The sequence below is a fragment of the Shigella sp. FJ200513 genome, from assembly GCF_040495915.1.
Lineage (GTDB): Bacteria > Pseudomonadota > Gammaproteobacteria > Enterobacterales > Enterobacteriaceae > ECMA0423.
The window spans coordinates 78140-89793 of record NZ_JBDYCV010000003.1 but is presented as its reverse complement, the minus strand read 5'-3'; the positions used below and the strand labels follow the sequence as shown (position 1 = coordinate 89793).

At 53.0% G+C, this 11654-nt stretch carries 10 protein-coding genes; 2 read left to right on the top strand and 8 right to left on the bottom strand.

Annotation, left to right across the window (positions count from 1 at the left end):
• From ABZJ92_RS01720 to greB, 7 genes are all read right to left on the bottom strand, one after another.
• A partial coding sequence (locus ABZJ92_RS01720; protein ID WP_000567695.1) for a transposase occupies positions 1-213 on the bottom strand: 213 nt, incomplete at its 3' end.
• A gap of 75 nt (positions 214-288) precedes the next feature.
• Positions 289-1176 (bottom strand): recombination-promoting nuclease RpnA, encoded by an 888-nt coding sequence (gene rpnA / locus ABZJ92_RS01715; protein WP_000039077.1) that lies wholly within the window; start codon positions 1174-1176, stop codon positions 289-291.
• A 202-nt stretch (positions 1177-1378) separates the two neighbouring features.
• Positions 1379-1615: a [Fe-S]-dependent transcriptional repressor FeoC gene (feoC, locus tag ABZJ92_RS01710; protein ID WP_001295699.1), complete on the bottom strand. Its 237-nt coding sequence runs from the start codon at positions 1613-1615 to the stop codon at positions 1379-1381.
• Positions 1615-3936, bottom strand: coding sequence for a Fe(2+) transporter permease subunit FeoB (feoB, locus tag ABZJ92_RS01705; RefSeq protein WP_000737027.1), 2322 nt, complete (start codon positions 3934-3936; stop codon positions 1615-1617). Before feoB ends, feoC begins: the two co-directional genes overlap by 1 nt.
• Positions 3937-3952: 16 nt before the next feature.
• Entirely contained in the window at positions 3953-4180 is a 228-nt protein-coding gene (feoA, locus tag ABZJ92_RS01700; RefSeq protein WP_001200453.1) for a ferrous iron transporter A, read from the bottom strand.
• Positions 4181-4617: 437 nt separating this feature from the next.
• Positions 4618-6939 carry a Tex family protein gene (locus tag ABZJ92_RS01695; protein WP_353765422.1) on the bottom strand — a complete coding sequence of 774 codons (2322 nt, stop codon included), beginning with the start codon at positions 6937-6939 and terminating at the stop codon, positions 4618-4620.
• A 96-nt stretch (positions 6940-7035) separates the two neighbouring features.
• Positions 7036-7512, bottom strand: coding sequence for a transcription elongation factor GreB (gene greB, locus ABZJ92_RS01690; RefSeq protein ID WP_000856735.1), 477 nt, complete (start codon positions 7510-7512; stop codon positions 7036-7038).
• 227 nt (positions 7513-7739) lie between these two features.
• Here greB and ompR point away from each other — a divergent pair, with 227 nt between their 5' ends.
• Positions 7740-8459 (top strand): osmolarity response regulator transcription factor OmpR, encoded by a 720-nt coding sequence (gene ompR / locus ABZJ92_RS01685; RefSeq protein WP_001157751.1) that lies wholly within the window; start codon positions 7740-7742, stop codon positions 8457-8459.
• A complete protein-coding gene (envZ, locus tag ABZJ92_RS01680) occupies positions 8456-9808 on the top strand; it encodes a two-component system sensor histidine kinase EnvZ (protein WP_001253696.1) in 1353 nt (450 codons plus the stop codon). The genes ompR and envZ overlap by 4 nt, the downstream gene beginning before the upstream one ends.
• A 75-nt stretch (positions 9809-9883) precedes the next feature.
• Here the strand turns inward: envZ and pckA are convergent, their stop codons facing one another.
• Positions 9884-11506, bottom strand: a complete 1623-nt coding sequence (gene pckA, locus ABZJ92_RS01675) for a phosphoenolpyruvate carboxykinase (ATP) (RefSeq protein WP_001265668.1) — start codon at positions 11504-11506, stop codon at positions 9884-9886.
• Between the last annotated feature and the right edge of the window lie 148 nt (positions 11507-11654).

Below are 11654 nucleotides of genomic sequence, written 5' to 3'. Positions count from 1 at the left end.
AGAGGCAGGAACAACCTGTTCTCCGGCGGCCACAGCAGTAAGACTTCCTTCCTGGTATTGCTTACGCCAGAGAAATAACTGGCTGGCTGCTACACCATGTTGCCGGGCAACGAGGGAGACCGTCATCCCCGGTTCAAAGCTCTGCTGAACAATTGCGATCTTTTCCTGTGTGGTACGCCGTCTGCGTTTCTCCGGCCCTAAGACATCAATCATCTGTTCTCCAATGACTAGTCTAAAAACTAGTATTAAGACTATCACTTAAATAAGTGATACTGGTTGTCTGGAGATTCAGGGGGCCAGTCTACTCGCCGCAGCCAACTCTTCTTCTGACAGCCCGGTAAATCGCATGATGTCTGCAAGAGGGACTCCGGATTCAAGCATTATTTTGGCTATATGCAGGGCTTTGGATTGTTCCCCCTCCTGCCGCAATCTTTCCGCAATAGTCATTAAACTCTCCTTGTGTTTCGGTGAACGTTCGGCAACGCCGTCGATAAAATCGTTAAAACGTACAGCGTCGCCAGTTTGCAGTATGTAATTAAACAGCCCTTTGATTTGTCTGTCATTAGCGTATCCACTACTTAATAAGCAGGCCATTTGCTCTACCAGCCCCATCAGATCGCGTTGACGAATATGTTTTTGAATTAACTCCAGCAGCGCCATACGTCGGTGCTGCATGATTTCATCATCAGGCATGACGGTGACATCAATCAGCGGAAATGCGGAGGCATAAAGCTGCCTTGCCAGTTTGGGATCGGCGAAACAATCCAGCCAACACAGCGAATAGGGATAGGGGCTTTCAATACCGTGGTAAAACAACAATGGCACCACCATCGGCAACGTTTTGTATCCAGCATCAAGGTGATTTTGCATTGCGGCAATAGCGTAACGCATCATGCGAAATGCGATCAGTTTGTTTGAGGTGCTTTGATGTTCAATCAGACAATAGATGTATCCTGGTCCTTGTTCCGTTTTCACCGACCACAGCACATCGGAATAGCTTTCACGCAGATCGTCATCAATAAAGCTCCTCGACTCCAGCTTGAGGGTTTTCATATCACAGAGCGCGTGAATGGGTGCCGGTAAATGAAACGCAAGAAAATCGCGTGCCGTCTCCGGTTGGCGTAAAAAGAGTTTGAACAGCGCATCATGTGGGGTGGAACTCTGCTTTTTACTCATGGCGTTCCTTCACCTGTTGTTTGAATGCCGCGACTCTACGCGCCACTCCACATCTGTGCATTAGCGAGTTTTCATCCCTGCGAGACGCTTTCAGAGGAACTTACGTTGCGCTGCAAGAATTGCATTTTTATGGAAAGCCGCACGCAAAAAAGCCCGGATGCAAACGCATACCGGGCTTTTCAAAACAGGCGATGGAGTATGGTTAACGCAGCGCCCACCACTCGCGCAGACAGGCTTTGCCTTCCGGGCAGCTTTTACAACTGCCAGAGAGGCAGCCGTCAGGTTCTTCCTGAATCCGCACGGCTTTGCCCATGCTTTCCAGCTGTTGCAGCATGGCGTTAATCATTGGCTGCGGAGTGTTCAATGTCTGGCTTATCTGGGTCGCTTCCATACGGCCCCGTAACGCCAGCAAATCACGTACCTGAATAAGTGAAGCCATTAATGGCAATCACCGGTGGTGCTGGCTGCGCAGCAACTGCTTACCGACTTGCGGGTTGCCAGCAGTTCGATATCCACCCGGCTACGCGCGCGGCGCAGCAGACCGATAGCTACGATGTTAAACAGGATTACCGCCAGAATGCACACCAGGCTGTAAGTTGGGTGCTGACTGTAGCTGGCGACCTGATAGAACAATGTTGCCAGTGAGTAAGCGATATTCAGCCCCCACAGGATGGAGAAGCCCATCCAGCCACGGCTTGATTCACGGGCGATGGCTCCCATCACCGAGATACATGGTACATACAGCAGGACGAAAATCAGGTAGCTGTATGCGGCAGCTGCGCTACCGAATTTCTGATCCATCACGCCCATCGCCCCGGTACCCATTTCACCGTTGCCTTTGCTAGCTTCAATGGGGTTCATCAGTACGCTAAGGCTGAAGGTGTCTTTCAGGCTCTGCCAGGTTTCATCTACCGCACTGAACAGCTCTTCACCGAGGTTGAATTCCGCCGGATTGAACTCTTCGTCCTGAATATTTTCTGCGGTGTAGAGGGTGTTGAGCGTACCCACCACCACTTCTTTTGCCATTGCGCCCGTAAACAGGCCAACCGTTGCCTGCCAGTTATCTTCATGTACGCCAATCGGCTTGAAGACAGGGGTTATCACCCGGCTGACGGAAGCCAGCGCCGAGTCGTTGATGTTATCGACGATTTTCCCGCTCAACGAGAAGCTGTTGAAAGCGCTCAGGAAAATGCTGACGATGATAATCACTTTACCAGCACGCAGAACGAAGCCCTTCAGACGCTGCCAGGTCTGGATAATCAGGCTTTTAACGTGTGGTACATGGTAGACCGGCAGCTCCATGACAAACGGCGTCGCTTCACCGCGCATGATGGTGTACTTGAGCATCAGGCCAGTCAGCACCGCCATCACGATACCGAGCATATACAGCGAGAAAACCGCCAGGGCACCGTTCTGCCCGAAGAAGGCAGCCGCGAATACTGCGAAGATAGCCAGACGCGCGCCGCAGGACATAAACGGTGCCATCATGATGGTCATCAGACGTTCACGCGGTGCATCAAGCGTACGTGCGCCCATTACCGACGGTACGTTACAACCGAAACCGACGATCAGCGGCACAAAGGATTTCCCCGGCAAGCCCAGCGCCTGCATCAGGCGGTCCATCACAAACGCTGCACGCGCCATATAGCCGGAGTCCTCAAGGAAGGAGAGGAACAGGTACATCATGCCGATCTGCGGCACCAGTGGCAGCACGGTGTTAATACCGCCACCCAGGCCCTGGGCGAGGAAGATAGTCAGCCAGTCCGGGAAGTGGAGCGTGTAGCCAATCCATTGAATACCATGCACAAATAGCGCCACGGAGCCGACGTTAAACAGCGGCTGTAACGCCCCGCCGATGTTGATAGCCAGCAGGAACATCAGGTACATCACAAAGAGGAAAATCGGCAGACCGAGGAAACGGTTGAGCACGATTTTATCTACCGCAGTGGTGAAACGGCTGGGTTCTGCCGTCAGGGTGTTGCTTACCACATCACAGATGGCAGCAATGCACTGGTAACGCGCATCGGCAATGTGCAGCGCCGGATCATCCATTTCATTACGCAGACGGGCGAGGGTGGCATCCAGATGCTGCGACGCTTCACCGGCGTAGGCGCGGCTGTAGATATCGCCTTCCAGCATTTGCAGGCCCAGCCAGCGACGTTGTTTCAGCGGGATGTCGGAAGGCATCACTTTTGCCAGTGAATCTGCTTCGTTGAGTAGCGGCTGTGCGTAATGCACCAGTTCCACATTCTCGTTAGCTTTATAGCGATCAATCGCCAGCTTGAGCGCTTCAATACCGCGACCACGGGTTGAAACCAGCGGGATCACCGGGCAGCCAAGACGTGCCGATAGAGCATCAATTTCAATACGAATATTTTGCTTCTCGGCAATGTCGAGCATGTTCAGCGCCACGATGCAGGGAATGCCGAGTTCCAGCAGTTGCAGCGTCAGGTACAGGTTACGCTCAAGGTTAGACGCATCCACCACGTTAATCAGCAGGTCGGCGTCGCCACTCAAAATGTAGTGACAGGCGATTTGCTCATCGAGCGAGGTCTGCGATGAGATGGTGGTCAGAGAATAGGTGCCGGGCAGGTCCACCAGCGTGACCTGATGATCGGTGGTGGAGAATTGCCCTTCTTTACGTTCGACGGTAACGCCAGCCCAGTTACCTACACGCTGACGTGCGCCAGTGAGCTGGTTAAATAAGGTTGTCTTGCCAGAATTTGGATTACCAATTAAGCCAATGGTTAATTTTTTCATTGTTGTTATCACCGTATTAACAGGAAACCGCTTCCACTTCTAATAAGGCCAGATCTTTTTTGCGTAATACCAGGCTCACACGACGGGTTTCGATATGAATGGGGTCGCCGAGTGGAGCGACGCGCACCACATCAAAAGAGGAGCCAGGTAACATGCCTAGAGAAAGCAGTTTTTGGCGATATGCCGGGCTGATTTCACGGGAAAAGCCAGTGATTTTCCACGCAGTATCTGGAGTGTATTGCATAGGTGCCTACTTGTTTCTCATTAACTGGATAACTACCTCATGGGGCGTTTGACCGCGACATGAGACCAGATGATTTGCCAACAAAGGAGAGATTAAATAATCAACAACACAATGATAATGAGAATGGTTTCTATCAGCAATACTTAAAATGTGTGCGAATGTTGGTTTGAATAATAATCTGACTCAATGTTGATGTGGCTCAAGGTTATATCGCAGCGAAAATATAATTCGAATAGTGAGTTACCCGGACTGGCTAATGTTTAATTAAGGTTTCAGTTGTTAATGAAGTGATAAATATTAACGGAGTATATTGTGAGTTTGGCTGTGGAATAAAAGTGCCGGAGATATTCTCCGGCACTTTTATGTCAGGCAAAGCGTTCGTTGCCAGATGCGGCGTGAACGCCTTATCGCGCAGGTTTAGGGGCCAGTCCGGGCGTTTAACGTTTTTTACCCATCGCTGCCGCCAGCGCATCCATCATCGCGCTATTACCGGCAGGCTGCGCTTCACGACCGCGTGGTTTGGCTGCCGGACGGTTGTTTTGCGGGCGTTCATTACCGCCGCCGCGACGAGAGTTGGTTTCGCCAGGCTGCTCGTCCAGACGCATAGTCAGGGCGATACGTTTACGCTGAAGATCCACTTCCAGCACTTTCACCTTCACAATGTCGCCCGCTTTCACCACGGTATGCGGATCTTCCACAAACTTGTTCGACAATGAAGAGATGTGAACCAGGCCGTCCTGATGCACGCCAATATCGACAAACGCGCCAAAGTTGGTGACGTTGGTCACTGCGCCTTCGAGGATCATACCCGGTTGCAGGTCGTTCATTGTCTCGACGCCATCGGCAAACTGAGCGGTTTTAAATTCCGGACGCGGATCGCGACCCGGTTTTTCCAGCTCTTTGATGATGTCAGTTACTGTCGGCACACCGAATTTTTCATCAGTAAAGTCAGACGCTTTCAGGTTACGCAGTTCGCTGCTGTTACCCATCAGATCTTTCAGTGCCTGCTGTGTTGCTGCCAGAATGCGTTCCACCACCGGATAGGCTTCCGGATGAACGGTAGAGGCGTCCAGCGGGTTATCACCGTGGTTAATGCGCAGGAAGCCCGCGCACTGCTCGAAGGCTTTCGGCCCCAGACGGCTGACTTTCAGCAGTTGCTGACGGTTCTGGAACTGGCCGTTCTCATCGCGCCAGGCCACGATGTTTTGCGCCATCATGCGCGTCAGGCCCGCCACGCGGGTTAATAGCGGAACAGAAGCGGTGTTGAGATCGACGCCAACGGCGTTTACGCAGTCTTCTACTACTGCATCCAGTTTGCGGGCCAGTTGCGTCTGGCTGACGTCATGCTGATACTGACCTACGCCGATAGATTTCGGATCGATTTTCACCAGCTCCGCCAGCGGATCCTGCAAACGGCGGGCGATAGATACCGCACCACGCAGCGAAACGTCGAGATCCGGGAACTCCTGCGCTGCCAGCTCGGAAGCTGAGTAAACCGACGCGCCAGCTTCGCTGACGATCACTTTCTGTGCGGTCACTTTCGGGAACTGCTTCTGCACGTCGAGATAGAAACGTTCAGTTTCGCGGGAAGCTGTACCGTTGCCGATCGCCACCAGTTCAACGTTATGTTTTTCACACAAGGCAGCAACGGTCATCGCTGCTTTTGCGGCTTGTCCGGTGTGCGGGTAAATGGTATCGGTCGCCACCAGTTTGCCAGTGGCATCGACCACCGCCACTTTTACCCCGGTACGCAGACCCGGATCGAGGCCCATCGTTGCACGCAGTCCGGCAGGGGCCGCCATCAGCAGATCGTGCAGGTTACGGGCAAAGACGTTGATTGCTTCATCTTCCGCGCGTTCGCGCACGGTACCCATCAGTTCGGTTTCCAGATGCATCAGCACCTTGATGCGCCAGGTCCAGCTCACTACGCTTTTGCGCCAGCTATCCGCCGGGGCATTGTTCAGGCACAGGCCAAGGTGATCCATGATGATTTGCTCGCAATAGCTCTCTTTGGGCGGCTCATCGAACTGCGGATCGGCATTCAGCGAAAGCTGGAGTACGCCTTCGTTACGCCCACGGAACATCGCCAGCGCGCGGTGAGAAGGCACCGTGGACAACGGTTCGTGATGATCGAAATAGTCGCGGAATTTCGCCCCTTCCTCTTCTTTACCGCTCACCACCGTAGAAACCAAATGCGCGTTCTTCCACAGATAATCACGCACTTTCGCCAGCAGCGTGGCATCTTCGGCAAACCGTTCCATCAGGATATAGCGCGCGCCATCCAGCGCGGCTTTGGTATCTGCCACGCCTTTATCGGCATCAACATATTGTGCAGCGGCGACTTCTGGCGTGTGTGACGGATCGCTCCACAGCAGGTCAGCCAACGGCTCAAGCCCTGCTTCAATGGCGATTTGCCCGCGGGTGCGGCGTTTAGGTTTGTAGGGCAGGTAGAGGTCTTCGAGTTCGGTTTTGCTTAGGGTGGCGTTGATGGCCTTCGCCAGATCATCGGTGAGTTTGCCTTGCTCGGAAATGGATTTGAGGATCGCCTGACGTCTCTCTTCCAGCTCGCGCAGATAGCTCAGACGCGTTTCCAGATTACGCAGCTGCGTGTCATCCAGACCGCCGGTGATTTCCTTACGATAACGTGCGATAAACGGCACGGTATTCCCTTCGTCAAGCAGGCGAACGGCAGCGTCAACCTGTTCCGGGCGCGCCTGAATTTCACCCGCAATAATGCGGCAGAACGAATCATTCATCATGGTTTGAGTTCATCTTTTCGGATCAAAAATCAGGGGATAGTTATACGGACTGGCTGGCAAAAATGCCAGCCATCGGCAGGAGGTTAAGACTCTTCCTTACGGTTTCACGTACTCGATAGCATTAACATACCAGTTCGCTTCCCCGGCAGGGGTATTCACCACCGCCAGATCGCCGACTTCTTTTTTCAGCAATGCGCGGGCCATCGGGGAATCGATAGAGATGTAATCTTTACGGCCAAAAATTTCATCGTAGCCGACAATACGGAAACGGTGAGTCACGCCATCGTCGTTTTCAATCTCCACCCACGCGCCAAAAAAGACTTTGCCTTCCTGCTGAGGGGAGTAATCGACGATTTTGAGATTTTCCAGGCATTTAGTGAGATAGCGCACGCGACGGTCGATTTCACGCAGACGCTTTTTATTATACTGATAGTCAGCATTTTCGCTGCGGTCGCCCAGACTTGCGGCCCAGGTCACCTTTTTTGTGACCTCCGGGCGTTCTTCACGCCAGAGATAATTAAGCTCTTGTTTGAGTTTTTCATACCCTTCCCGGGTAACCAGGGGCGTTTTCATCTCGTTGATTCCCTTTGTCTGTTTGATAATGCGCACATTGGGTATAACGTGATCATATCAACAGAATCAATAATGTTTCGCCGAATAAATTGTATACTTAAGCTGCTGTTTAATATGCTTTGTAACAATTTAGGCTGAAATTCATACCAGATTTAGCTGGTGACGAACGTGAGCTTTTTTAAGAATACACGCTTACAAATTGTTGCGAACCTTTGGGAGTACAAACAATGCAAGAGAACTACAAGATTCTGGTGGTCGATGACGACATGCGCCTGCGTGCGCTGCTGGAACGTTATCTCACCGAACAAGGCTTCCAGGTTCGAAGCGTCGCTAATGCAGAACAGATGGATCGCCTGCTGACTCGTGAATCTTTCCATCTTATGGTACTGGATTTAATGTTACCTGGTGAAGATGGCTTGTCGATTTGCCGACGTCTTCGTAGTCAGAGCAACCCGATGCCGATCATTATGGTGACGGCGAAAGGGGAAGAAGTGGACCGTATCGTAGGCCTGGAGATTGGCGCTGACGACTACATTCCAAAACCGTTTAACCCGCGTGAACTGCTGGCCCGTATTCGTGCGGTGCTGCGTCGTCAGGCGAACGAACTGCCAGGCGCACCGTCACAGGAAGAGGCGGTAATTGCTTTCGGTAAGTTCAAACTTAACCTCGGTACGCGCGAAATGTTCCGCGAAGATGAGCCGATGCCGCTCACCAGCGGTGAGTTTGCGGTACTGAAGGCACTGGTCAGCCATCCGCGTGAGCCGCTCTCCCGCGATAAGCTGATGAACCTTGCCCGTGGTCGTGAATATTCCGCAATGGAACGCTCCATCGACGTGCAGATTTCGCGTCTGCGCCGCATGGTAGAAGAAGATCCAGCGCATCCGCGTTACATTCAGACCGTTTGGGGCCTGGGCTACGTCTTTGTACCGGACGGCTCTAAAGCATGAGGCGATTGCGCTTCTCGCCACGAAGTTCATTTGCCCGTACGTTATTGCTCATCGTCACCTTGCTGTTCGCCAGCCTGGTGACGACTTATCTGGTGGTGCTGAACTTCGCGATTTTGCCGAGCCTCCAGCAGTTTAATAAAGTCCTCGCGTACGAAGTGCGTATGTTGATGACCGACAAACTGCAACTGGAGGACGGCACGCAGTTGGTTGTGCCTCCCGCTTTCCGTCGGGAGATCTACCGTGAGCTGGGGATCTCTCTCTACTCCAACGAGGCTGCCGAAGAGGCAGGTCTGCGTTGGGCGCAACACTATGAATTCTTAAGCCATCAGATGGCACAGCAACTGGGCGGCCCGACGGAAGTGCGCGTTGAGGTCAACAAAAGTTCGCCTGTCGTCTGGCTGAAAACCTGGCTGTCGCCCAATATCTGGGTACGCGTGCCGCTGACCGAAATTCATCAGGGCGATTTCTCTCCGCTGTTCCGCTATACGCTGGCGATTATGCTATTGGCGATAGGCGGGGCGTGGCTGTTTATTCGTATCCAGAACCGACCGTTGGTCGATCTCGAACACGCAGCCTTGCAGGTTGGTAAAGGGATTATTCCGCCGCCGCTGCGTGAATATGGCGCTTCGGAGGTGCGTTCCGTTACCCGTGCCTTTAACCATATGGCGGCTGGTGTTAAGCAACTGGCGGATGACCGCACGCTGCTGATGGCGGGGGTAAGTCACGACTTGCGCACGCCGCTGACGCGTATTCGCCTGGCGACTGAGATGATGAGCGAGCAGGATGGCTATCTGGCAGAATCGATCAATAAAGATATCGAAGAGTGCAACGCCATCATTGAGCAGTTTATCGACTACCTGCGCACCGGGCAGGAGATGCCGATGGAAATGGCGGATCTTAATGCAGTGCTCGGTGAGGTGATTGCTGCCGAAAGTGGCTATGAGCGGGAAATTGAAACCGCGCTTTACCCCGGCAGCATTGAAGTGAAAATGCACCCGCTGTCGATCAAACGCGCGGTGGCGAATATGGTGGTCAACGCCGCCCGTTATGGCAATGGCTGGATCAAAGTCAGCAGCGGAACGGAGCCGAATCGCGCCTGGTTCCAGGTGGAAGATGACGGTCCGGGAATTGCGCCGGAACAACGTAAGCACCTGTTCCAGCCGTTTGTCCGCGGCGACAGTGCGCGCACCATTAGCGGCACGGGATTAGGGCTGGCAATTGTGCAGCGTATCGTGGATAACCATAACGGGATGCTGGAGCTTGGCACCAGCGAGCGGGGCGGGCTTTCCATTCGCGCCTGGCTGCCAGTGCCGGTAACGCGGGCGCAGGGCACGACAAAAGAAGGGTAAATAAACGGGAGGCGAAGGTGCCTCCCGTTTTGCTTTCTATAAGATACTGGATAGATATTCTCCAGCTTCAAATCATTACAGTTTCGGACCAGCCGCTACCAGCGCGGCACCCGCAGGGGTGTCGGTGTATTTATCGAAGTTGTCGATAAACAGTTTCGCCAGGGTTTCGGCTTTTTCCTGCCACTGTTCCGGAGAAGCGTAGGTGTTACGCGGATCGAGAATCTTCGTGTCTACGCCCGGCAGTTCGGTTGGGATCGCCAGGTTAAACATCGGCAGAGTGAAGGTTTCTGCATTATCCAGCGAACCGTTGAGGATGGCGTCGATAATGGCGCGGGTATCTTTAATCGAGATACGTTTGCCAGTGCCGTTCCAGCCAGTGTTAACCAGATAAGCCTGCGCGCCCGCCGCCTGCATACGTTTCACCAGCACTTCTGCGTACTGAGTCGGGTGCAGCGACAGGAACGCCGCGCCGAAGCAAGCGGAGAAGGTTGGCGTCGGTTCGGTGATGCCACGCTCAGTACCGGCCAGTTTGGCGGTGAAGCCAGAGAGGAAGTGATACTGGGTTTGATCGGCAGTCAGGCGAGAAACCGGCGGCAACACGCCGAAAGCATCAGCAGTCAGGAAGATAACCTTAGTCGCGTGGCCCGCTTTGGAAACCGGCTTAACGATGTTATCGATGTGATAGATTGGATAAGAAACGCGGGTGTTCTCGGTTTTTGAACCATCATCAAAGTCGATAGTGCCATCTTCACGCACGGTGACGTTTTCCAGCAGCGCATCACGACGGATAGCGTTGTAGATTTCAGGTTCCGCTTCTTTCGACAGCTTGATAGTTTTTGCGTAGCAGCCGCCTTCGAAATTAAACACGCCGTCATCGTCCCAGCCGTGTTCGTCATCGCCAATCAGGCGGCGTTTCGGGTCGGTGGAAAGGGTGGTTTTACCGGTGCCGGAAAGGCCGAAGAACACCGCAACATCGCCTTTCTCGCCAACGTTGGCGGAGCAGTGCATAGAAGCGATACCTTTCAGCGGCAGCAGGTAGTTCATCATCGAGAACATCCCTTTCTTCATTTCGCCGCCGTACCAGGTGCCGCCAATCAGCTGCATGCGCTCGGTCAGGTTAAACGCCACGAAGTTTTCGGAGTTCAGACCCTGTTCTTTCCACTGCGGGTTAGTGCACTTCGCGCCGTTCATAACGATAAAGTCTGGTTTGAAACCTGCCAGCTCTTCATCGCTCGGGCGAATAAACATGTTTTTGACAAAATGCGCCTGCCAGGCCACTTCGGTGATGAAACGGACGGAAAGACGAGTATCCGGGTTCGCACCACAGAAAGCGTCGACAACGAACAGACGTTTGCCGGAAAGCTGCCTGGTCACCAGGCCTTTCAGATGCTGCCAGGTTTCCGGAGAGAGAGGTTTGTTGTCGTTCTTACCTTTGCCTTTGTCTGCCCACCAGAAAGTATCGCGAGTGGTATCGTCACGGACGATATACTTATCTTTTGGTGAACGACCGGTGAAGATCCCGGTATCGACGGCAACGGCACCCAGATTAGTTAACACCCCGCGCTCATAACCTGTCAGGCTCGGATCGAGCTCTTCCTGATACAGCAGGTCGTAGCTTGGGTTGTAAACGATATCATGTACGTCACTGATACCATAAGCCTCGAGTTCTTGCGGGGGCAAACCATTGTTAACGCGCATTTCACTGCTCCTTAGCCAATATGTATTGCCTGAATAGTAAAGTCTTTTTGGGGGTGTTAACCGCGACAAGGCTCATAGATTTACGTATCTGGAGAAATTCATATTTGACAAAAAACTCCGTGATTCCTGTCACGAAACGGTTGCTATT

Coding starts and splice junctions, on each gene's coding strand:
- rpnA (WP_000039077.1), bottom strand. CDS start 1,176: ATGAGTAAAAAGCAGAGTTCCACCCCACATGATGCGCTGTTCAAACTC.
- feoC (WP_001295699.1), bottom strand. CDS start 1,615: ATGGCTTCACTTATTCAGGTACGTGATTTGCTGGCGTTACGGGGCCGT.
- feoB (WP_000737027.1), bottom strand. CDS start 3,936: ATGAAAAAATTAACCATTGGCTTAATTGGTAATCCAAATTCTGGCAAG.
- feoA (WP_001200453.1), bottom strand. CDS start 4,180: ATGCAATACACTCCAGATACTGCGTGGAAAATCACTGGCTTTTCCCGT.
- ABZJ92_RS01695 (WP_353765422.1), bottom strand. CDS start 6,939: ATGATGAATGATTCGTTCTGCCGCATTATTGCGGGTGAAATTCAGGCG.
- greB (WP_000856735.1), bottom strand. CDS start 7,512: ATGAAAACGCCCCTGGTTACCCGGGAAGGGTATGAAAAACTCAAACAA.
- ompR (WP_001157751.1), top strand. CDS start 7,740: ATGCAAGAGAACTACAAGATTCTGGTGGTCGATGACGACATGCGCCTG.
- envZ (WP_001253696.1), top strand. CDS start 8,456: ATGAGGCGATTGCGCTTCTCGCCACGAAGTTCATTTGCCCGTACGTTA.
- pckA (WP_001265668.1), bottom strand. CDS start 11,506: ATGCGCGTTAACAATGGTTTGCCCCCGCAAGAACTCGAGGCTTATGGT.